General features: G+C 72.2%; 21 protein-coding genes. 16 read left to right on the plus strand and 5 right to left on the minus strand.

Annotated features, from left to right (window positions below):
- Window positions 1–32 precede the first annotated feature (32 nt).
- The 10 genes from VFV67_RS21395 (at window position 33) to VFV67_RS21440 (ending at window position 9,869) form a co-directional block, all read left to right on the plus strand.
- Window positions 33–1,817, plus strand: a complete 1,785-nt coding sequence (locus VFV67_RS21395; protein ID WP_326472355.1) for a cation acetate symporter — start codon at window positions 33–35, stop codon at window positions 1,815–1,817.
- 112 nt (window positions 1,818–1,929) lie between these two features.
- Window positions 1,930–2,937 (plus strand): sensor histidine kinase, encoded by a 1,008-nt coding sequence (locus VFV67_RS21400; RefSeq protein ID WP_326472356.1) that lies wholly within the window; start codon window positions 1,930–1,932, stop codon window positions 2,935–2,937.
- A gap of 58 nt (window positions 2,938–2,995) precedes the next feature.
- Window positions 2,996–3,778 carry a LytTR family DNA-binding domain-containing protein gene (locus tag VFV67_RS21405; protein WP_326472357.1) on the plus strand — a complete coding sequence of 261 codons (783 nt, stop codon included), beginning with the start codon at window positions 2,996–2,998 and terminating at the stop codon, window positions 3,776–3,778.
- Window positions 3,778–4,128, plus strand: a complete 351-nt coding sequence (locus VFV67_RS21410) for a hypothetical protein (protein WP_326472358.1) — start codon at window positions 3,778–3,780, stop codon at window positions 4,126–4,128. Before VFV67_RS21405 ends, VFV67_RS21410 begins: the two co-directional genes overlap by 1 nt.
- Entirely contained in the window at window positions 4,125–5,891 is a 1,767-nt protein-coding gene (locus VFV67_RS21415; protein ID WP_326472359.1) for a cation acetate symporter, read from the plus strand. Before VFV67_RS21410 ends, VFV67_RS21415 begins: the two co-directional genes overlap by 4 nt.
- A gap of 65 nt (window positions 5,892–5,956) precedes the next feature.
- Window positions 5,957–6,298 carry a DUF485 domain-containing protein gene (locus VFV67_RS21420; RefSeq protein WP_326472360.1) on the plus strand — a complete coding sequence of 114 codons (342 nt, stop codon included), beginning with the start codon at window positions 5,957–5,959 and terminating at the stop codon, window positions 6,296–6,298.
- Between the two features lie 2 nt (window positions 6,299–6,300).
- Window positions 6,301–7,926: a cation acetate symporter gene (locus tag VFV67_RS21425; RefSeq protein WP_326472462.1), complete on the plus strand. Its 1,626-nt coding sequence runs from the start codon at window positions 6,301–6,303 to the stop codon at window positions 7,924–7,926.
- Between the two features lie 113 nt (window positions 7,927–8,039).
- Window positions 8,040–8,372 carry a rhodanese-like domain-containing protein gene (locus tag VFV67_RS21430; RefSeq protein ID WP_326472463.1) on the plus strand — a complete coding sequence of 111 codons (333 nt, stop codon included), beginning with the start codon at window positions 8,040–8,042 and terminating at the stop codon, window positions 8,370–8,372.
- A gap of 4 nt (window positions 8,373–8,376) precedes the next feature.
- Complete coding sequence (locus VFV67_RS21435; protein WP_326472361.1) at window positions 8,377–9,282, plus strand: DUF4328 domain-containing protein; 906 nt, start codon at window positions 8,377–8,379, stop codon at window positions 9,280–9,282.
- Window positions 9,283–9,506: 224 nt separating this feature from the next.
- On the plus strand, window positions 9,507–9,869 hold the full coding sequence (locus VFV67_RS21440) for a hypothetical protein (protein ID WP_326472362.1): 363 nt from the start codon (window positions 9,507–9,509) through the stop codon (window positions 9,867–9,869).
- On the opposite strand, the gene VFV67_RS21445 is transcribed toward VFV67_RS21440, so the two are convergent.
- On the minus strand, window positions 9,870–11,057 hold the full coding sequence (locus VFV67_RS21445) for a cytochrome P450 (RefSeq protein ID WP_326472363.1): 1,188 nt from the start codon (window positions 11,055–11,057) through the stop codon (window positions 9,870–9,872). It lies immediately after the preceding gene.
- A 39-nt stretch (window positions 11,058–11,096) separates the two neighbouring features.
- Here VFV67_RS21445 and VFV67_RS21450 point away from each other — a divergent pair, with 39 nt between their 5' ends.
- On the plus strand, window positions 11,097–11,888 hold the full coding sequence (locus VFV67_RS21450) for a glycerophosphodiester phosphodiesterase family protein (RefSeq protein WP_326472364.1): 792 nt from the start codon (window positions 11,097–11,099) through the stop codon (window positions 11,886–11,888).
- Window positions 11,889–11,897: 9 nt separating this feature from the next.
- Window positions 11,898–12,842: a DUF5926 family protein gene (locus VFV67_RS21455; protein WP_326472365.1), complete on the plus strand. Its 945-nt coding sequence runs from the start codon at window positions 11,898–11,900 to the stop codon at window positions 12,840–12,842.
- Window positions 12,843–12,848: 6 nt separating this feature from the next.
- Here the strand turns inward: VFV67_RS21455 and VFV67_RS21460 are convergent, their stop codons facing one another.
- Window positions 12,849–13,388, minus strand: coding sequence for a ferritin (locus VFV67_RS21460; RefSeq protein WP_326472366.1), 540 nt, complete (start codon window positions 13,386–13,388; stop codon window positions 12,849–12,851).
- Window positions 13,389–13,492: 104 nt separating this feature from the next.
- Between VFV67_RS21460 and VFV67_RS21465 the strand changes: the two genes are divergently transcribed.
- Genes VFV67_RS21465 through VFV67_RS21475 form a run of 3 tightly spaced genes read left to right on the plus strand, consistent with a single transcriptional unit; the run spans window position 13,493 to window position 16,603 of the window.
- Window positions 13,493–13,876 carry a hypothetical protein gene (locus VFV67_RS21465; RefSeq protein ID WP_326472367.1) on the plus strand — a complete coding sequence of 128 codons (384 nt, stop codon included), beginning with the start codon at window positions 13,493–13,495 and terminating at the stop codon, window positions 13,874–13,876.
- Between the two features lie 11 nt (window positions 13,877–13,887).
- Window positions 13,888–15,408 (plus strand): alkaline phosphatase D family protein, encoded by a 1,521-nt coding sequence (locus tag VFV67_RS21470; RefSeq protein WP_326472368.1) that lies wholly within the window; start codon window positions 13,888–13,890, stop codon window positions 15,406–15,408.
- A 40-nt stretch (window positions 15,409–15,448) separates the two neighbouring features.
- Window positions 15,449–16,603 carry a GNAT family N-acetyltransferase gene (locus VFV67_RS21475; RefSeq protein ID WP_326472369.1) on the plus strand — a complete coding sequence of 385 codons (1,155 nt, stop codon included), beginning with the start codon at window positions 15,449–15,451 and terminating at the stop codon, window positions 16,601–16,603.
- A 632-nt stretch (window positions 16,604–17,235) separates the two neighbouring features.
- On the opposite strand, the gene VFV67_RS21480 is transcribed toward VFV67_RS21475, so the two are convergent.
- Window positions 17,236–18,435, minus strand: coding sequence for an arginine deiminase (locus VFV67_RS21480; RefSeq protein ID WP_326472370.1), 1,200 nt, complete (start codon window positions 18,433–18,435; stop codon window positions 17,236–17,238).
- Window positions 18,436–18,545: 110 nt separating this feature from the next.
- Here VFV67_RS21480 and VFV67_RS21485 point away from each other — a divergent pair, with 110 nt between their 5' ends.
- The gene (locus tag VFV67_RS21485) at window positions 18,546–19,112 is read left to right on the plus strand and encodes a DM13 domain-containing protein (RefSeq protein ID WP_326472371.1); all 567 of its coding nucleotides are present in this window, start codon (window positions 18,546–18,548) and stop codon (window positions 19,110–19,112) included.
- Here the strand turns inward: VFV67_RS21485 and ligD (VFV67_RS21490) are convergent.
- Window positions 19,075–20,019 (minus strand): non-homologous end-joining DNA ligase, encoded by a 945-nt coding sequence (ligD, locus tag VFV67_RS21490; protein ID WP_326472372.1) that lies wholly within the window; start codon window positions 20,017–20,019, stop codon window positions 19,075–19,077. The two genes, VFV67_RS21485 and ligD (VFV67_RS21490), sit on opposite strands and share 38 nt — an antisense overlap.
- Window positions 20,009–21,466 carry a non-homologous end-joining DNA ligase gene (ligD, locus tag VFV67_RS21495; RefSeq protein WP_326472373.1) on the minus strand — a complete coding sequence of 486 codons (1,458 nt, stop codon included), beginning with the start codon at window positions 21,464–21,466 and terminating at the stop codon, window positions 20,009–20,011. The genes ligD (VFV67_RS21490) and ligD (VFV67_RS21495) overlap by 11 nt, the downstream gene beginning before the upstream one ends.
- Window positions 21,467–21,483: the final 17 nt, after the last annotated feature.

Below are 21,483 nucleotides of genomic sequence, written 5' to 3' on the forward strand. Positions count from 1 at the left end.
ACTCCGCACCGGATGGACGTTTGGGTCGAGGCGTGGAACTGAACCTGTGGGCCGTCGTCGGCGTCATGCTGGTGGCGTTCGTGACGTTCTATATCGGTTTCCGGTCGTCCCGCCTGGCCAGCACCACCCCGGACTTCCTGGTCGCCCGGCGCACGGTGCGGTCCAGCCGCAACGCCGCCGCGGTGTCCGGCGAGTACCTGTCCGCCGCATCGTTCCTCGGCGTGGCCGGGCTGGTGCTCAAGGACGGGGCGGACGCGCTGTGGTATCCGATCGGGTTCACCGCCGGCTACCTGGCCCTGATGGTGTTCGTGGCCGCGCCGCTGCGCCGCTCCGGGGCGTACACGCTGCCGGACTTCTGCGAGGCCCGGCTCGGCTCGTCGGCACTGCGCGGGCTGGCCACGGCGTTCGTGGTGTTCATCGGGATCCTCTACCTGGTTCCGCAGTTGCAGGGTGCCGGGCTCACCGTGGCCCGGATCCTGCCGTTCCCGACCTGGATCGGCTCGCTGCTGGTCGCCGCCGTGGTCATGGTCAACGTGTTCGGCGGCGGGATGCGGGCGATCACCGTGGTACAGGCTTTTCAGTACTGGCTCAAGCTGTTCGCCATCGCCGTGCCCACCTTCGTCATGTGCGCGCTGTTCTTCGGCGAGGGCGGCCTGCACGGCTCGATGCGCGGGCTGACCGAGCCGGTGCCGCCGACGTTCACCGAGGCCACCGCGATCGACGTGCAGACCCCGGTGGTGCTGCAGGTCAAGGAGCGCACCACGCTGACCGCCAACGGCACGGTGGGCGGCCGGGAGGTGCACAGCAGCGTGCTGTGGGAGCCCGGCGAGTACTCGGTCGACGCCGGCACCACGCTGAACTTCTTCGAGGGCTCCTCGGTTCCGGTGGTGGTCGGCGCGCCCGCGGACAACGAGAGCTGGCTGCGTCCGGTGGCCGGCACCTCGGACATGTTCCTGACCTACTCGCTGATCCTGGCCACGTTCCTGGGCACCATGGGGCTGCCGCACGTGCTGGTGCGCTTCTACACCAACCCGGACGGCCGGGCGGCCCGGCGCACCACGCTGCACGTGCTGCTGCTGCTGTCGCTGTTCTACCTGTTCCCGGTGCTGATCGGGGCGCTGTCCCGGCTGTACGTGCCGGAGCTGCTGGTCACCGGGCGGACCGACCTGGCCGTGCTGGCGCTGCCCACCAAGATCGCGCCCGGGGTGCTCGGCGAGATCCTCGGCGCGGTGACCGCGGCCGGCGCGTTCGCCGCGTTCCTGTCCACCTCGTCCGGCCTGGTGGTCAGCGTGGCCGGGGTGCTGTCCACGGACATGCTCCGCGGCCGGGTCGCGGACTTCCGGTACGCCACCGCGATCGCCGGTGGCGTGCCGCTGTTGCTGTCCATCGTGCTGCGGCCGACCGACATCTCGCTGACCGTGGGCATGTCCTTCGCCCTGGCCGCGTCCACCTTCTGCCCGGTGCTGCTGCTCGGCATCTGGTGGCGCAGGCTGACCTGGGTGGGCGCCGCCGCCGGGATCCTGGTGGGCGGCGCGCTCGTGCTCGGCGCGCTGGTGGTGAACACGATCAGCAACTACACCGGCAACTGGGCCTGGGCGCTGCTGTCCCAGCCGGCCATCGTGACCGTTCCGGTCGCCTTCCTGACCGTGATCCTGGTCAGCAAGGCCACCCAGCGGACCCTGCCGACCGACGTGAACCGGATCCGGCTGCGGATGCACGCCCCGGACCGGCTCGGGTTCATCCGGGACCGGGACGTCGCCCGGTTCGGGACCGCCGAGGAGCGGGCGCGGTTGGCCCAGGGGCGCCACCGTCAGTGAGCCTTGAGAGAGCTTTCGGATTGTCCGCCACCCACCTAGGGTTCGCTACGAAGTGCGTGAACCGAGCAGGACCACTCTGCGTAGCAGTCCGCCTCCGATGATGGAGCGTTCGATGGCGTCGACCTTGCGGGCGGCCCGGCACGTCGCGGCCGAGCTCCGGGACGGCCTCACCGGGCCAGGGGTGCGTGCCGCCGCGCGCGGGGTGCGCCGGCTGCTCGACGTGGCCGGCATCGGCCTCGCCGACCTGTCCGGCGTGCCGGTCTGGGCCGGCACGCCACCCCCGGACGGGGCGGACGCGCTGGTCGACCAGGTGCTGCGGACCGAGAACCGGGCCGGCCGCGCGCCGATCCTCGCGCTGCCGCTGCACGTGCAGGACGAGCTGGTCGGGGTGCTGGTGGTGCACGGCGCGGCGCGCCGGGCCGAGGTCCGCGAGGTGGCCGACTGGGTGGTCGAGGCGCTCGAGCGGGGCCGGCTGGAGGCCTCCGCCGAGCAGGCCGCCCTGGCCGAGCTGCGGGCGCTGCGGGCCGAGATCTCCCCGCACTTCGTCTACAACGCGCTCACCGTGATCGCCGCCCAGGTGCGCTCCGAGCCGGACCGGGCCCGCGAGCTGATGCTCGACTTCGCCGACTACATCCGTTACAGCCTGGCCAAACACGGCGAGTACACCACCGTGGCCGATGAGTTCCACGCCATCGAGACCTACCTGGCGCTGCAGCGCGCGGTGCTCGGTGAACGGCTGCGGGTGCAGGTCCGGGTGGCGCCCGAGGTACTCGCCGTGGCCCTGCCCTACCTGGTGCTCCAGCCGCTGGTGGAGAACGCGGTGCGGCACGGCATCGAGCCGCGCGCCGGCGCCGGGCTGGTCCAGGTGCGCGGCGAGGCCGAGGGCAACGACTGCGTGATCAGCGTGGAGGACGACGGGGTGGGCATGGACCCGGCGCTGGCCGAGGGCATCCTGGCCGGCCGGGGTGGATCGGACGGCCTGGGGCTGGCCAACGTCGACCGCCGGCTGCGGCACGTCTACGGACCGTGGTTCGGGTTGGTCGTGGAGACCAACGTGGGGTCCGGCACCCGGGTCGTGGTGCGCATCCCCCGGTTCCAGCCGGGGGTGATGCCCGGATGAGCGAGCTTGCGAGCGAATCACCGGTCCAACGCCGGCACCGAGCTTGCGAGGTGGTGGCGTGACCGGTGGCCTGCGGGTGCTCGCCGTGGACGACGTGCCGGCGGCCCTCGACGAGCTGTGTGCGCTGCTGCACGACGCCGCCGAGGTGGTCGAGGTGGCCGGCGCCGCCGACCCGATCACCGCGCTGCGCATGATCCAGAGCGACCGGTTCGACGCGGTGTTCCTGGACGTGGCCATGCCGGGCCTGGACGGCCTCGAGCTGGCCGCGCTGCTGGCCCGGCTGTCCGACCCGCCGGTGATCGTGTTCGTCACCGCCTACGACAAGCACGCCGTGGCCGCCTACGGGGTGGGCGCGGTCGACTACCTGCTCAAGCCGGTCCGGGCCGAGCGGCTGGCCGACGCGCTGACCCGGGTGCTGCGGGTGCTGCGGACCAAGGACCCGGAGCCCGTGGACACCCCGGCCGCGCTGCCGGACGCGATGGCCGCGCTGCCGGTGGAGAGCGCCGGCCGCACCCGGTACGTGCGGCGCAACGAGGTGCACTACGTCGAGGCGCACGGCGACTACGTCCGGCTGTACACCAAGACCGGCGTGCACCTGGTCCGGATGCCGATCTCCCGGCTGGAGGAGTACTGGGAGGCCGCCGGCTTCGTCCGGGTGCACCGCAGCTTCCTGGTCGCCCTCGGCGCGGTGCGCGAGCTGCGCAGCGACGCGGTCGGCGGGCTGCTCGCGCACACCGACCTCGGCGACGTGCCGGTCAGCCGCCGGCACGCCCGGGACCTGCGCGAACAGCTGCTGCACGCGGCCCGGAACGGCCAGCTCGACCGGACCGGGCGGGGCTGATGTCTCCGACGCGCCGGGTGGCGGTGATGAGCCCGCAGACCCGGCACGCGCACGCCCGGGGACGGTTGCGCGGCCGCTGGCGGTTGCCCACCCTCGAGCCGAGGGACGCCGACCGGGCGGTGGTCATCTTCCAGGCGCAGCGCCGGCTCGCGGTGGCCCCGCTGGTGCTGCTGTTCGCCGGGATGCTGGGCCTGCCGCTGGTGTTCCGGCTGTTCCCCGGGCTGGACCAGCTCCGGCTGGCCGGGATCCCGGTGTCCTGGCTCGCCCTGGCCGTGCTGCCGTACCCGGCCCTGGTCCTGCTGGCCCGCTGGCAGCTGCGCCGGGCCGAACGGGTCGAGGACGAGCGGTGATCTTCGCCTTCGCCGTCGCGCCGGTGGTGCTGGTGACGCTGCTGATCGGGTTGCGCGGGGTGGCCGCCATGCGCACCACCTCGGACTTCCTGGTGGCCTCCCGCCGGGTCTCACCGCTGCTCAACTCCGCAGCGGTGTCCGGCGAGTACCTGTCCGCCGCCTCGTTCCTCGGCGTGGCCGGGCTGGTAGTCAAGGACGGCGTCGGCGCGCTGTGGTACCCGGTCGGGTTCACCGCCGGCTACATCGCGATGCTGGTGCTGGTCGCCGCGCCGATGCGCCGGTCGGGGGCGCTGACCGTGCCGGACTTCGCCGAGGCGCGGCTGGCCTCCCCGGTGCTGCGCCGGGTGTCCGCCGTGGTGATCCTGGTGATCGGCGCGCTCTACCTGGTGCCCCAGTTCCGCACCTCCGGCCTGGTGCTCAGCGTGGTCAGCGGTACCCCGTACTGGGTCGGCGTGGTGATCGCCGGCGCCGGGGTGGCGATCACGCTCGCGCTCGGCGGCATGCGCGCGGCCACCTACGTGCAGGCCTTCCAGTTCGTGCTCAAGCTGGTGCTGTTCATCGTGCCGGCGGTGTGGCTGCTGGTCTCGGTCGGCCCGGCGGTGCGCGGCGAGGCGGTGCACCCGGTGGAGTTCACCCGGTTCGGCCGGGACACCCCGGTGACGTTCCGGGTCGGGGTGACCATGGACCTGACCGAGTCGACCATCGTGCGCACCGACGACGGGGTGCGCCTGCTCGAGCCGGGACCGTGGCAGGTCGCCGCCGGCACCCGGGTGGTGTTCCCGGCCGGCGCGGCGGTCCCCGAGGTGCGCGGTGAGCCGCTGCCCGGCGGGGCCAGCTGGCAGCGGCCGCTGCTGGACCTGCAGAACGCCGGCTACCCGCTGCTCGGCACCTGGGCGCTGCTGATCTCGCTGATGCTCGGCACCATGGGTCTGCCGCACGTGCTGATGCGGTTCCACACCAGCCCGGACGGCCGGGCCGCGCGGCGCACCGCGGCGCTGACCGTCGGCCTGCTCAGCATGTTCTACCTGTTTCCCGGGATCTACGGGGTGCTCGGCCGGGTCCTGGTGCCGCACCTGTACCTGTCCGGTGCCACCGACACGGCGGTGGTGGCGCTGCCCGCCCAGGTCGACACCGGCGTTGCCGGCACGGCGTTCACCGGGCTGCTCACCGCGGGCGCGTTCGCCGCGTTCCTGGCCACCTCGCTCGGCCTGCTGCTGGTGGTCTCCGGGGCGATCTCCTACGACCTGCTGCCCGGCGGGCTGAGCCGGCTGCGGATCACCGTGTTCGGCGCGGCGGCCGCGGTCGTGCTGCTCGCCCTGATGGCCATCCGGCTGGACGCCGGGGTGCTGGTCACCTGGGGGTTCACCGTGGCGGCGTCCACCTTCTGCCCGCTGCTGGTGCTGGGGATCTGGTGGGCCCGGCTGACCGTGGCCGGGGCGCTGGCCGGGGTGCTCGCGGGGCTGCTCGGCTCGGCCGGGGCGATCACGGTGACGCTGTTCGGGCCGCCGCTGTCCGGCTGGGTGGCGATCCTGGTCGCACAGCCGGCGCCGTGGACGGTTCCGCTGGCGTTCCTGACCATGATCGCCGTGTCGCTGCGCGGACGGCCGCCGGCCTGGGCGGCCACCGCGATGCTCCGGCTGCACCTCAACGAGGACCAGCCGACCAGCGCCGGGCCGTTGCCATTGCGTGATCTTCGCCACTCGACCCGGCCAGCGGACCGTTCGTCAACCGTTCGTCGCATCACCGGGCGACTGGTCCGCTGACGATTTCCGCAGCCCGGAGGCCTTCCTAGCGTGTGGCCAATGTCCATGCCTTACGGGAGGTTCTCGTGAGCACAACCGAAGAGACCAGGTCGGGCCCGAGCCCGGACTGGGAGGCGATCGACCAGAGCGCCGACTTCATCGTTTTACGGCGGCGGCTGCGCACCTTCGTCTTCCCGATGACGGTGGCCTTCCTCAGTTGGTACCTGCTGTACGTGCTGTTGTCCGACTACGCCCACGACTTCATGTCGACCAAGGTGTGGGGCAACATCAACATCGGGCTGATCCTGGGGCTGCTGCAGTTCGCGTCCACGTTCCTGATCACCTGGCTGTACGCCAGGCACGCCAACCGGAACCTTGACCCGATCGCCGACAAGATCCGCCACGAGATCGAGGGAGACGCCAAGTGAGCATGATCGCGCTGGCTGACGCCGGTGTGCTGGCGCAGACCGAGGCCGAGGCCGAACCGCTCCTGAACATCGGCATCTTCGCCGTCTTCGTGGCGATCACCCTGGTGATCGTGTTCCGGGCCAGCCGGAGCACCAAGACGGCGTCCGACTACTACGCCGCGGGCCACGCCTTCACCGGTGCCCAGAACGGCATCGCCATCTCCGGCGACTACCTGTCCGCCGCGTCGTTCCTTGGCATCGCCGGTGCCATCGCGGTGTTCGGCTACGACGGGTTCCTGTTCTCGATCGGCTTCCTGGTGGCCTGGCTGGTCGCCCTGCTGCTGGTCGCCGAACTGCTGCGGAACACCGGCCGCTACACCATGGGCGACGTGCTGGCGTTCCGGATGCGGCAGCGTCCGGTGCGGGCCGCCGCGTCGGTGTCCACGCTGGCCGTGTCGTTCTTCTACCTGCTTGCCCAGATGGCCGGTGCCGGCGGCCTGGTCGCGCTGCTGCTCGGCGTGACCGGCAAGGGTGGGCAGGCCCTGGTGATCGGCGTGGTCGGCCTCATCATGATCACCTACGTGGTGATCGGCGGCATGCGCGGCACCACCTGGGTCCAGATCATCAAGGCCACCCTGCTGATCTCCGGCGCGCTGGCGATGACCATCTGGGTGCTCGCCCAGCACGGGTTCAACCTGTCCAGCCTGCTCGGCGACGCGGTGGCGAACCACCCGAAGGGCGAGGCCATCCTCGGCCCTGGCCTGCAGTACGGCGCGACGGCGACCTCGAAGCTGGACTTCATCTCGCTGGCCCTGGCCCTGGTGCTGGGCACCGCGGGCCTGCCGCACATCCTGATGCGGTTCTACACCGTGCCGACCGCCAAGGACGCGCGCCGCTCGGTGATCTGGGCCATCGCGCTGATCGGCATCTTCTACCTGTTCACCCTGGTGCTCGGCTACGGCGCCGGCGCCCTGGTGGGCTCGGAGACGATCGCCGCGGCACCCGGCGGGCAGAACTCGGCGGCCCCGCTGCTCGCCTTCGAGCTGGGCGGCACGCTGCTGCTCGGCCTGATCGCGGCGGTGGCGTTCGCCACGATCCTGGCCGTGGTCGCCGGGCTCACGATCACCGCGTCGGCGTCGTTCGCGCACGACATCTACGCCAACGTGATCAAGAAGGGCGAGGCGGACGACAAGGTGCAGGAGGTGAAGGTCGCCCGGATCACCGCGTTCGTGATCGGCGCGCTGGCCATCGGCGGCGGCATCGTCGCGCTCGGCCAGAACATCGCGTTCCTGGTCGCGCTCGCGTTCGCCGTGGCGGCCTCGGCGAACCTGCCGACGATCCTCTACTCGCTGTTCTGGAAGCGGTTCAACACCCAGGGCGCGCTGTGGAGCATCTACGGCGGTCTGATCGTCTGCATCGGACTGATCATTCTGTCGCCGGCCGTGTCGGGGCGGCCCACGTCGATGATCAAGGGCGCCGACTTCGACGTCTTCCCGCTGGCCAACCCGGGCATCGTGTCCATCCCGGTGGCGTTCTTCCTCGGCTGGCTCGGCACCGTGCTGTCCAAGGAGAAGGACGACGCCAAGTACGCCGAGATGGAGGTCCGTGCGCTGACCGGCGCCGGTGCCGAGAAGGCCGTCGTGCATTAGCTCGGTGCATGAGCTCGCCGCATGAGCTCGGTTCGGAAGGGGTCCGCGCCCGTTCGGGGTGCGGACCCCTTTCACGCGCGCCGTACCGGGTCGCGTGGCAGCATCGGGGCGTGATGCCGCAACAGGTTCCCAGCGTGTCCGTCGATCAGCTGCCGGACGGCGCGACCGTGCTCGACGTGCGTGAGCCGGACGAGTGGGCCGCCGGGCACGCGCCGGACGCCCTGCACATCCCGATGGGCGACTTGGCCGCCCGGCTCGACGAGCTGCCCGCGGACGGCAACGTGTACGTGGTCTGCCGCAGCGGCGGACGGTCCGCCCGGGCCACCGCCTACCTCAACGCCAACGGCTGGGAGGCGACCAACGTCGACGGCGGCATGAAGTCCTGGCACGCCGCCGGCCGGCCGATGGTCAGCGACCCGCCGGGCACCGAACCAGAGGTCATCTAGGCCGGTGGAGCGCTATCCGTTCGCCCCGCCGCAGTGGGTGGCGACCCCGCCGCCGGGTGCGCTGCCCGCCGCGCCGCCGCGCCGCCGCGCCCGGTACACCGGGCCGCCGGTCTATGCCTCGCCGCCGCGCTGGGGCTTCCCCGCGCTGTCCTGGCGCTGGCCGACGTCGGTGCCCGGGACCAGGATGCGGCCGCCGGCCACGGTCGAGTCGGTCCGCTCGCTCGCCCGCCAGTCCGGCACGGTGCTGTGGATGCTGACCGCCGCGGCCCTGCTGGCCGCCGGTGGCGAGGTGTGGCGGTACGTGCTGCTGGTGCGCAGCCGCGACCAGGCGCTCGGCCGGGGTGTGGTGAGCGCCTCGGACGCGCTGGTGATCGCCAGCGCGGTGCTGACCATCGCGTTCACGCTGGTGGGCGCGTTTCTGACGGTGTGGTGGGTGCTGCAGGCCCGGGCGGTGGCCGCCGACCTGGCCGGCCAGGAGCCGTCCCGGCCCGGTTGGCAGGTCGTGCTCGGCCTGCTGGTCCCCGGGATCAACCTGGTGGTGCCGGGCGCGGTGCTGGCCGAACTGGAGCACGCGGTGCTGCGCCGCCCGGTGACCGAGCGGCCGCGGCCGAGCGGCCTGGTGCTGGCCTGGTGGCTGGTCTGGGCGGCCAGCGGCCTGCTGTTCGCGGCAACACTGCTGTGGCGGCTGCGCGGCGGCGTGCAGGCCCAGGCCGACGGCGTGCTGCTGAACACCGCCGCCTACCTGGCCGCGGCCACCGTCGCGGTACTGACCGCGCGGGTGGTGCGGCGGCTGACCGTGCTGCTCGCCCCGGTCGACCCCGCCTCCGTACGCCTGCTCCGGGTGATCCGCGTGGACGGCGCCCCGGACCCCCCACTGCGCCCCGGCCGCCCCCCAGGCTCCGCTCGTTGACGGACGACAACCGCTGAAACGACTGATGGCCGGAGGCCGGCCTCTGCGGCGCCGGCCTCCGGCCATCAGCTTGTTCGCACGAACTCACCCGCCGGCTGTCGGTCCGGTGGGCCGGGCTGCCCGGCTGGGCGCGGGTCGCCGAGCAGTTCCCCGGGTCGCTCGACCCATGGGCGCGACAGCACCAGGCCCGGCTGATCGATCTGGAAGCGGCCGCTCCCGATCTGGTGGCCGGTGATGATCTGCTGCACACCGACATGTCCCCACTGAACTTCCTGATCGGTGACCGGGTGTGGCTGGTGGACTGGGCGTGGGCCTGCCGGGGGCCGGCGTGGATCGATGTGGCGTTCCTGGTTCCCCGACTGATCCATGCCGGCCACGGGTGCGCCGACGCGGAATCGTGGGCGGCGACGGTGCCGAGCTGGGTGAACACCAGCAATGAGGCGTTGCTGGCGTTCGCCGTGGCGGTCTCGGGAATCTGGGCGTACAAGCGGCGCACAGATCCGGCGCCACACCGCGACGAACTGACCGACGCGGCACGCCGGTGGCTGCGGCATCGGTTCGAACCCCGGCGGTTCTGGTCGAGGTGATCAACACACCCGCAGTTCGTGCAGGCCGCGGATGACGAACTCGCTGCGGCGCCGTGGTTCGGCGGCCAGGCGCAGGTCTGGGAGCCGGGTGATCAGGGCGGTCAGCGCGGCGGCGATCTCCACCCGGGCCAGGGGAGCGCCGACGCAGTAGTGGATGCCGGCACCGAAGCCGAGGTGCGGGTTGGGTGTGCGGCCGACGTCCAGCACGTCCGGGTCGGCGAACACCTCCGGGTCCCTGGCCGCGGCGCCGAGCAGCGCGGCGACCTTCGTCCCGGCCGGGACCACGGTGCCGGCGACGGTGGTGTCCGCGGTCGCGGTCCGCTCGAACAGTTGCAGCGGCGCGTCGAACCGGATCAGCTCCTCGACCGCGAGCGGCACCAGGCCCGGGTCGGCGACCAGCCGCTCCCACTGGTCATGGTGGGTGAGCAGGGCGAACATCCCGTTGCCGACCACGTTCACCGTCGCCTCGTGTCCGGCCATCAGCAGCAGCACGGCGGTGCCGACCAGTTCGTCGCCGGTCAGCGCCTCGCCGCCGTCGCGCACCGTCACCAGGTCGGTGACCAGGTCGTCGCCGGGGTCCTCGGCCCGCCGGGCGGCCAGCTCGCGCAGGTAGCCGACGAACTCGGCGGCCGCCCGCTCGGCCGCGGCGGCCAACTCCGGCGCGCGGCCGTACTCGTACATCTTCACGATCGCGTTGGACCACGGCTGCAGCCGCGGCCGGTCGGCGTCCGGCACCCCGAGCAGCTCGCCGATCACCTCGATGGGCAACGGGGCGGCCAGGTGCTCGAGCAGGTCGGCGGAACCGTCCTCGGCGATCCGCGCGGCCAGCGTGTCCACCATGCGCTCGGCCAGCGCCCCCACCCAGGGCCGCAGCCGTTCGGTGTGCCCGCGGGCGAACGCGGCCGAGATCAGCCGGCGTAATTGGGTGTGCCGGGGCGGCTCGCTCTCCAGCAACGAGTTGCGGTGCAGCAGGTTGAACGCGGTGAACGCCTCGGCCGGCGTGGCGTCGGTCCAGATCCGGCCGAGGGTGCGCTGCCGCAGCACCTCCGAGCAGGCCGCGTGGGACACGGCGACGAGCATCCCGAGCCCGTCGTGCCGGTGCACCGGCGCCGCCGCCCGCAGCTTGGCGAACACCGGATAGGGGTCGGCGATGAACTCCGGGTCGGCCGGATCGAATTGCGCGCTCACGTCGCGAGACTTTATGCGGCGCGTGCGATGATCGCGGCCGTGCAACCAGCCGTCGTTGCGCATCGCGGCGCCTCCACGCACCGCGCCGAGCACACCCTGGCCGCCTACACCCTGGCCCTGGAGCAGGGCGCCGACGCACTGGAGTGCGACGTGCGGCTGACCAGGGACGGGCACCTGGTGTGCGTGCACGACCGGCGGGTGGACCGCACCTCCACCGGTCGCGGCGCGGTGAGCGCGCTGACCCTGGAACGAATGTCCGAACTGGACTACGAGAGCTGGCACACGCCCGGCCCGCCGTCCGGCAACGGCGTGCTCACCCTGGAGGCGCTGCTCGGCCTGGTCGCCGACACCGGCACCCGGCTGTTCGTGGAGACCAAGCATCCGGTGCGCTACGGCGGTCTGGTCGAGGCGAAGCTGGTGGCGCTGCTGAGCCGGTTCGGGCTGGCCACCCCGAAGTCCAAAGTGGACTCGCCGATCGCGGTGATGTCGTTCTCGGTCCGGGCGGTGCGCCGACTGCACGACTACGCGCCCGCCCTGCCGACCGTGCTGCTGCTGAGCTTCCTGCCGATGCCCTACCGGGACGGCTGGCTGCCGCCGTTCGCCGACTACGCCGGTCCGGGCATCCGGGTGCTCCGCGCCGACCCGGACTACGTGGCCCGCTGTGCCCGGCGCGGCCGGGACACCTACTGCTGGACCGTGGACACGCCCGAGGACATCCGGCTCTGCCAGCAACTCGGCGTGCGGTTCCTGGCCACCAACGCGCCGGCCGCCACCCGTGCCATCCTGGCCGGCGGCGAAGGCGGTAACGTCGCGACGAACCCGCCCGACTAGGAGCCGACCTTGTCCAAGCGATCCGCCGTCAAGCACCGCAAGCCGGCCCCGGACGGCATCAACCCGCGCCAGCCCTGCCCGTGCGGCTCCGGCAAGCGGTACAAGGCCTGCCACGGCGCGAGCGGCGGGCCGGTGGAGGTCCCGGTGGCCCGGCCGTTCGAGGGCCTGGCCGGGGAGTGCGAGCTGGTGGCGCTGCGCGAGTTCGTCCCGTCCGCGCTGGCAGCGCTCCGCCTGGCCGAGCCGACCGAGCGGCCGTTGTCGCTGGCCACCGTGTTGCCGATGGCCGCGGCCGCGGTGGTCCGGGCGGACGGCACCGCGCTGGTCGGAATGCAGGTGCAGACCCGGTCCGGCGACGTGAGCCGGGATGTGGCCAGGGCGATCACCTGGGCGCTGGCCGCCGAACCCGGCGAGGTGCTGCCGGTGGTCGAGACCGACCCGGCGGCCGGCGGGCCGGAGCGACTGCAGGACGTGCTGGTGCCGGACGCGGCGGTGGAACCCGAGCTGCACACCGACTTCGGCTGGTGGATGCCGCCGGGCACCGAGCCGACCGGCGAGATCGCGCTGTCCCTTGAGCGGGCCAACAGCGCGATCATGCCGACCGAGCGGATCGGCCCGGCCGCCTACTGGGTGAACGCGGGAGAGAAGGCGCATCTGCGCTGGGTCCGCCCGGAGCCGGAGGAGCGGCTGCTGCCGGCCATGGCCCGGCTGGCCGCCCGTGGCGAGCTGACCCTTGGCGAGGGCGCCCGGTACGCCGGCTCGTTCCGCGCGCACGGCCTGCTGGTTCCGGTCTGGGACCTCGACCCGGAGTCACACGCGCGCGAGTGGGTCGATCCGGCCGCCGAACTCGGCACCCGGCTGGAGTCCGCGTTGTCCTCAGTGGACAGTGAGCCGTTGACCGCGGACGAACGCCGGGCCCGGGACGGCCTGATCGGCCGCCAGATCACCATCCGCTGAGCGCGCCTAGACCCTTCCGCCGGCCGCGCGCGGCGCCCCCGGCTCGTCGCCCGAGTCGCCGACCGACTCCCTGGCCAGGTAGTTCTCCACGTCGAACAGGTTGCCGGCGGAGCCCTCGGCCCGTCGTACCACGTTGAGCAGGGTGGTCATCTGGGCCACCTCCTCGACCTGCTCGCGGAGGAACCACTGCATGAACTGCTCGCCCTTGTAGTCGTCCTCGTCCCGGGCGGTCTTGGCCAGGCCGATCACCTCCTCGGTGACCGCACGCTCCTGGCTCAGCGCCAGTTCGATCAACTCGGCCGGGTCCTTGAAGGTGTTGCGCACCTCGGGCGTGCCGGGGATCGTCGCCTGGATGTCGTTGTCCAGCAGGTACTGGACGATCATCATCGCGTGGTTGCGCTCCTCGAGCGCCTGCCGGTAGAAGTGCGCGGCGAGGCGGGGGAGATCCTGGCCGTCGAACCAGACCGCCAGCGCAACGTACTGCTGCGACGCGGTGAACTCGTTGCGCACCTGGTCCTGTAGTGCCTGGTGGAACTTGCTCAGCATGGTGGTCAACATACCGTTCGGCACCGATACCGGCTTGGTTGCTCTTCCACCGTGACCTTCCGATAGAAGAAAATGAGCAACCATCGACGTCGGAGGAGGAGCGGATGCGCGTCAAACGCAGGGCCCTGCTCGTTGCCGGGATCGCCGGCGCCCTGACCATGGCCGGAGCCTCGGCCGCCGAGGCGGACAGCTCGCGCTGCACCGTGGACGCCGGGTGTGCCGGCCGGGCCACGTTCGCCTCGTACGGCGAGGTGTTCACCGTGTACGACCAGTCGGCCGACGGGCACTCGGCGGTGGCGCTCTACTGGCTGCCGGACGGTTCCGGCCCGCACATGATCTGGAACTCGGGCGGCAACGGCACCAGCGTCACGGCCAACCTCGAGTTTCCCGAGGGCGCCTGGGTCACCTACCGGGTCTGCCTCGGCGAGGGCGGGCCCAAGGAAGTCCTGATCAACACCTGTGGCGCCGCGCTGACCGACTACGCCTGAGGAGACCCGGCATGAACAAGCTCAATCGTCGTCGGCTGTTCCTGGTATCCGGCCTCGCCGCAGGCGCGGTCGCCGTGCCGAGGCTGGCCGGCGCCGGACCGGTGCCCGCCGCCGTGCGCGACCCGTTCGGCCTCGGCATCGCCTCCGGCGACCCGCGCCCGGACGGCATGGTGCTGTGGACCCGCCTGGCCACCGCGCCGCTGGACATCGGTGGCGGGATGGGCACCCGAAACGTTCCGGTCGAGTGGCAGGTGGCCACCGACGAGGCGTTCGGCACCATCGTCGCGTCCGGCACCGAGACCGCGATCCCGGCCGAGGGGCACAGCGTGCACGCCGAGCCGCGCGGGCTGGCACCCGGTGCCGAGTTCTTCTACCGGTTCCGCGCCGACGGGTTCCTCTCGCCGGTCGGCCGCACCCGCACCGCGCCGGCCCCGGGCAGCACCCCGGCCGCGCTGCGCTTCGGGTTCGCGTCCTGCCAGCACTTCGAGGAGGGCTGGTACCACGCGCACCGGTTCATGGCCGCCGACGCGCCGGATCTGATCCTGTTCCTCGGCGACTACATGTACGAGAAGCAGTCCGGCTCGGCCAACCGGGTGCGCTGGTACGTCGACTTCGACGAGGTGGACGCGCTCGGCGAGTATCGGCTGCGGTACGCCCAGATCCGCACCGACCCGGACATCCGGGCCGCGCACGCGGTCGCGCCGTGGCTGGCCGTGTTCGACGACCACGAGCTGAAGAACAACTGGTGGGGGGTCAGCTCGGACGCGCCGGCCGCCCGCAAGCAGGCGTCGTTCCAGGCGTTCTGGGAGAACATGCCGCTGCCCAAGGCGATGAAGCCGGTCAACTCCGCGATTCCGCTCTACCGCAGGGTTTCCTGGGGCACGCTGGCCCGCTTCCACATGATGGACACCCGACAGTACCGGTGGAAGCAGGCGCCGGCCGCCAACTGTGCGGAGATCACCCGCACGGACCGCACGCTGACCGGTGCCGCCCAGGAGCAGTGGCTGCTTGACGGGTTCGCGGCCGGCGGCTCACGCTGGGACTTCCTCGGCCAGCAGGTGTTCTTCGCCCAGCGGGACACCGACGGCGGCACCGGGACCTGCGACGTGAGCACCGACGCCTGGGACGGCTACCGGGCCAGCCGGCAGCGGATCACCCAGGGCTGGGTGGACCGGCAGGTGCGCAACCCGGTGGTGCTGACCGGCGACGTGCACCGGCACTGGGCGAACAACCTGCGCCTGAACTACTTCGACCACGGCTCGCCGCTGGTCGGCACCGAACTGGTGACCACGTCGATCACCAGTGGCGGCGACGCCACCGAGACCGCGCCGCCGACGGTGCCGAACAACCCACACCTGTTCTACGTCGGCAACCACCGCGGCTACGTGCGGGTCACGGCGACCGCCGGTCAGCTCACCGCCGACTTCATGAAGGTGTCGTCGGTGCGGGAGCGGGACCCGGCCCGGGTGAGTCTGTCGGTGCGCAACCGGTTCGTGGTGCTGGACGGGCAGCCGGGGGTGCGGCCGGCATAACGGTTTGCGCGCCGGGTAGGCCGTGTCGAACATAGGCGGCATGGCCTACCCGGACGACTGCCCGACCCTCACCGACGGCGTAGTGACCCTGCGCCCGTACTCCCTGGACGATCTCGAGCCGTGCGTCGAGCACTGCAGCGACCCGGAATCCCTGGCGTGGACGACGATCCCCAGCCCGTACGGGGTGGACGAGGGGATCGAGTGGATCACCAGACAGGTGCCGCGGTTCTGGGCGGAGGGCTCCGGCCTGGAGTTCGCGATCGAGGCGGAGCACGCCGACGGGGTGCGGCGGTTCGCCGGCGGCGTCACCCTGCGCCCGCGCCCGGACGGCATCGCCGAGATCGGTTTCGCGGTGCACCCGGGCGCCCGCCGGCGCGGCGTGGTGACCAGGGCCATCACGTTGCTGGTCGACTGGGGCTTCGCCGAGCGCGGCGTCGAGGTCGTCATCTGGTTCGCCTACGTCGGCAACTGGGGATCCCGCCGGGCGGTGTGGCGGTGCGGCTTCAGCTTCGACGGCCGGGTCGAGAAGTTGCTGCCGCAGCACGGTATCCGCCGCGACACCTGGGTCGCCTCCCTGCGCGCCACCGACACCCGCGAGCCCAAGGGCACCTGGCTGGTCGCCCCGGTCCTGGAAACCGACCGGCTCCGGCTGCGCCCGCTCGCCGACACCGACGCCGACCGGCTCTTCGAGACGAACCACGACACCCGCACCGTCCACTTCGGCGGTCGCGTCCCCGGCGTGCGCCAACGCGACGGCGCCGCCTCGATCGCCCGCGCCCGCGAACAGATGGCCGCCGGCCAGATGATCAACTGGTGCATCGCCGACCGGACCACCGATCGCCTGGTCGGCCACATCCAGCTCTTCGACCTCGGCGGCCTCGACCCCACCGAAGCCAAACCCGGCTACTCGATCCACCCCGACTCCCGCGGCCGCGGCTACCTCACCGAAGCCCTCCGCGCCCTGTCCACCTGGACCTTCCTCCCCCTGAATGAGGGCGGCCTGGCCAAACGCCGCCTCACCATCAGCACCGCCGCATCGAACGCGGCCTCCCGCCACGCCGCCACCCAAGCCGGCTACACCCACATCGGCACCAACCCCAACGCCTTCCCCATCACCGACACCCACTTCGACGACGAGGTCTTCTACCAACTCCTCAACCCCACCTGGCAACCCCCCCAAACTCCGGTACCCTGAACCCAGCCGAGGCCGCTAGGCCGAGGAAGTGAGCCCGGGCAGGATCTCGTCGGACGGCGAGCGCCCGGGCTTCGCGCATTGTTGGGGGCTATCGCAGCACCCGCCCAAGATCCACCGCGGCGTCCACCACCGGGCCCACCTCTTCGGCGCCAATCATTGCCCGCGCCATACGCCCACGCGACCGCGTCGGCGATGGCCAGGGCCGGATCTTCGTGTGGGCAGAGGTGCTCATAGGTCAGTCGTTCTCCGCCGGTCCGGCTGAGGCTCCGGTAAATGGTCGCCCGGTCCATCCGGTCGGTGGATCCGCGCGACTCGATCACCAGGCGGTCGACCCCAAGATCCACAGCGGCGCCGACCAGTCGGTCCAGGCAGGCGGCCCGAACCCGATCCGGCCGCCCGGTTCCCCAGGTAGACCCGCGCCCGCACGTCGTGCGCCACCAGCGCGGCGAGAACCTTGCGCCGCAGGCTGTCCTGCTCGGCCTGGAAGTGAATCCGCCGCTCTCCCGGCATCCGCAGGTCGCGCATCAGCGAGCGCGACCCGGCCAGCAGGTATGTGCTCCCTCGGCGCGACTCGTCGACGAACATGTGCACGCTCACCCATCGGCACGGGGCGGGGCGTGGCTGGAGATCGGTTAGAGGGGGAGGCGGGTGATGGGGCAGGACATGCAGCGGGGGCCGCCGCGGCCGGTGCCCAGTTCGGAGCCGGGGATGCGGAGGACTTCGATGCCGGCGTCTTCGAGGCGGGCGTTGGTCTCCACGTTGCGTTCGTAGGCGACGACGACGCCGGGGCCGACGGCGAGGGTGTTGTTGCCGTCGTCCCATTGTTCGCGTTCGGCGGTGACCGGGTCGAGGCCGGTGTCGATCACCCGGAGGCGGTCGATGCCCATGGCGGTGGCGGCGGCGGAGAGGAACGGGACCGGGCCGTCGACCTTGACGCCGTCGGCGCCGTCCGGCCGCAGGGGGTAGGCGACCAGGGTGTCGCCGATGGCCGGGTACATGACCACGGCGTCGCGGTCGACCATCGTGCACACCGTGTCCAGGTGCATGGTGGCGCGGTCCTGGGCGATCGGCACGGCCAGCACGGTGTGCGCAAGGCCGTCGGCGAACACGGAGTGGGCCAGGGACTCGGCGCCGGCCGGGGTGGTCCGCTCGCCGACGCCGATGGCCAGCACGCCGGGGCCTAGCAGGAGCACGTCGCCGCCTTCCACCGGCGCGGAGTGGGCGCCGTAGGCACGGCCGGCGGAGCGGAACCGCGGGTGGTAGGCGTACACCAGGTCGAGCAGCACGGTCTCCCGGCGCCGGGCCGGCATGGCCAGCGACGCGATCGCCACCCGGTCACCGATCCACACCGACGAGTCCCGGGTGAACAGCAGGTTCGGCAGCGGGCTGACGGCGAAGTCGTGCGGGTGGTGCATCCGCCGCACCAGCGACGCGCCCTCGGCCGCCGGCAGCTCCTCGAACGTCATCCCGGCCATCAGCACGGTGGCCAGCGCCGGGGCGTCCAACGTGGACAGGTGCGAGCCGAGCGCGTCGGCCAGCTCGTTGCCGAGCAGCAGCCGGTCCACCGCGGTCCCGGCCGCCGCGGCGTGCGCCCGCTCGTCGCGCAGCGCCTCCACCAGCGTCTCGGCCAGCAGCAGCACCTCGACCTCCCGGGAGCGCAGCGCGGCGGCGAACGCGTCGTGCTCCTCCTGGGCCCGGCCCACCCACGGAATCGAGTCGAACAACAGTTGGTCGTTGTTGCGGGGGGTCAGCCGTTTGAGCTCGAGGCCGGGCCGGTGCAGCAGCACCGTGCGCAGCGGCCCGACCTCGCTGTCGGCGCGCGGTGCGGTCACCCGGCGAGCGTAACCACCTGGTAAGGCTCACCCGCACTTGAGCCGGGGATCATTGGGTGTCTACCGGGCACGGCCAAGCTGGAGGTCCGGCCGTCGAGAGGAAGGGAACCATGCGCCGTCTGCTGCGTCGTCCCGTCACCTGGGTCGTGGCTTCGATCGCCCTGATCGGCCTGGTCGTCGGCCTGCTGCTGTTCGAGCCGTGGCGGGCGGTGACGTCCAGCCGGGTGGACGAGGCGCTCCCGGCGGCGAGCACCCCGGAGCAGCAGGCTCCCGCGCCGCCGCCCGCCGAGGCCCAGGTGCCCCAGGCGCCGCCGAAGCCGCAGCCGGCCGCGCAGCCGGTGGTGCTCGCCGAGGGCCAGTTCGTCAGCAAGGAGCACGAGACCAGCGGCGTGGCCCGGGTGCTCATGCTGCCGGACGGCGCCCGGGTGCTGCGCCTGGAGAACTTCGCCACCTCCGACGGCCCGGACGTGCACGTCTGGCTGAGCGCGGCCGCACCGGCCGGCCCGGACGGCAGCTTCGACGACGGCCGCTACGTCAAGCTGGGCGAGATGAAGGCGACCAGCGGAAACCAGAACTACGCGATCCCGGCCGACGCCGACCTGGCCGGCCTGCGCAGCGCGGTGATCTGGTGCGACCGGTTCAACGTCGCCTTCGGTGCCGCGCCGCTGTCGCTGTGAGCCGGGGCGGTTTCGGCGCGCACAGCCCGGCGAACAGGTCGCCGTCCTCGGCCACCCGGTCCAGCACCTCGTCCGCGGTGAACACCAGGTCCTCCGGAGCCGCACAGGCCTCGACCTCGGCCCAGGTGACCGGGGTGGACACGGTCGGCCGGGGCCGGGCCCGCAGCGAGTACGGCGCCACCGTGGTCTTGTACTGGTTGTTCTGGCTCCAGTCGATGAACACCTTGCCGGGCCGGAGGTTCTTGGCCATCCGCGCCACGATCAGGTCCGGGTGCTCGCCGGCCAGCCGTTCGGCCAACTCCTTGGCGTAGTCCGAGGTCTGCTCCGGCGCGTCGGTGCCGACCGCGCAGTAGAGCTGCATTCCCTTGGAGCCGCTGGTTTTCGCGTACGCCTCGAGCCCGTCGGCGGCCAGCGCCGCGCGCAGCAGCACGGCCACCCGGCCGCATTCCACGATGGTGGCCGGCGGCCCGGGATCCAGGTCGAACACCAGCCGGTCCGGGTTGCGCCGGTTGCCGTCCGCGTCCACCGTCCACTGTGGAATGTGCAGTTCCAGGGCGGCCAAATTGGCCGCCCACACCAGGGTGGGCAGGTCGCAGACGATGGCGAAGTCCAGCGTGTCCCGGCCGGTGCTGCTGCCCGGCGTGTCCACGGTGACCGTGCGCACCCAGTCCGGCGTGTGCCGCGCGGTGTTCTTCTCGTAGAACGACATGCCGTCCACGCCGTTGGGGTAGCGGCGCAGGGTCACCGGCCGGTCCACCAGGTGCGGCAGCAGCACGGGGGCGATCCGCGAGTAGTAGTCGATCACCTCGCCCTTGCTGAACCCGTACTCCGGGTAGAGCACCTTGTCCAGGTTGGACAGTCGCAGCTGGCGGCCATCGACGGCGACCAGCACGTGCTCACCGTCCATCGGGCAACTCCATGATCTCCACGTCGCGCGGCTCCTTGTCGGTGCGCAGGCCCCGCCAGCGCGGCGCCCGCAGCCGGCCGTCCGAGGTCCAGTTCAGGAACTCGACCTCGCCGACCATGGTCGGCTCGACCCAGTGCGCGCCCTTGGCCCGGTCCCGGGGCACCTCGTTGACGAACGGCGAGGTCTTCCGCTCGTGCGCGCGCAGGCTCGCGGTCAGCGAGCGGAGCACCTCGTCGGTGAACCCGGTGCCGACCTGGCCGACGTAGCGCAGCCCGTCCTCCGTCGGTATTCCGATCATCAGCGAGCCGAGCGTGTCCTCCCGGCGGCCCTCGCCCGGCCGCCAGCCGCCGACGATCACCTCGACCGGCCGGATCTCGGCGATCTTGATCCAGTCCGGCGAGCGCCGGCCCGGGTGGTACCGCGAGGTCAGCCGCTTCGCGATCACACCCTCCAGTCGCTGTTCCCTGGCCGCCTCGGCAACGGCGGCGCCCTCGCCGGGGTAGCTCGGCGAGGTGTGCCAGTTCGGTCCGGCAAGCGAAAGCCCTTCGAGCAACCGGCGCCGCTCGGCGTAGGGCAGTTCGAGGCAGGACCGGCCGTCCAGGTGCAGCACGTCGAACACCAGGTAGGTGATCGGGGTGTCGGCCGCGGCCCGGCGGACGGCCCGCTCGCCGTCGGCGTGGATGCGGTGCTGCAGGGCGTAGAAGCTGGGCCGGCCGTCCACCAGCGCGACGATCTCCCCGTCCAGCCAGACCTCGGTGCTGCCCAACTCCTCGCCGAGCAGCCGCAGCTCGGGGTAGCGGGCGGTGATGTCGTTGCCCTTGCGGGCGTGCAGCCGCAGCCGTCCGCCTTCCACCCGGGCCAGCGCGCGCACCCCGTCCCACTTGAACTCGTAGGCCCAGTTCTCGTCCTGCGCGGCCGGCGGCAGCGTGCCGGCGACGGCCAGCATCGGTTCGAGCACCTCGGGCAGCGGTTCCCGGTCCGGCTCCTGCGGCGGGTCGGACCGGCGGACCATCCAGTCCTTGTCCGCCCGCCCGCTGCGGAAGAACGTGTACCGGCCCTTGATCCGCGCGCCGTTGAGGACCACCTGGACCTCGCGGTCGCTCCACTTGATCGTCTCGTACCGGCCGCGGTCCCAGATGAACATCCGGCCGCCGCCGTACTCGCCCTTGGGGATGTCGCCCTCGAAGGCGGCGTACTCCATCGGATGGTCCTCGGTGTGCACCGCGAGCCGGATGTCGCCGGGGACGGCCGGCAGCCCCTTGGGCACCGCCCAGGAGACCAGCACCCCGCCGCGCTCCAGCCGGACGTCCCAGTGCAGCCGGCGCGCGTGGTGCTCCTGGATCACGAAGGTGTCGTCGTTGCCCGTCGGCAGCACGTCCGGCCCGGGCACCGGTTCCGGTGTCCGCTTCGGGTCGCGTTTTCTGCGGTACTCGCCAAGGTCGCCCATCACCCCCATTGTGCTCG

It is taken from the genome of Actinophytocola sp. (assembly GCF_035762905.1).
Taxonomy (GTDB): Bacteria; Actinomycetota; Actinomycetes; order Mycobacteriales; family Pseudonocardiaceae; genus DASYTH01.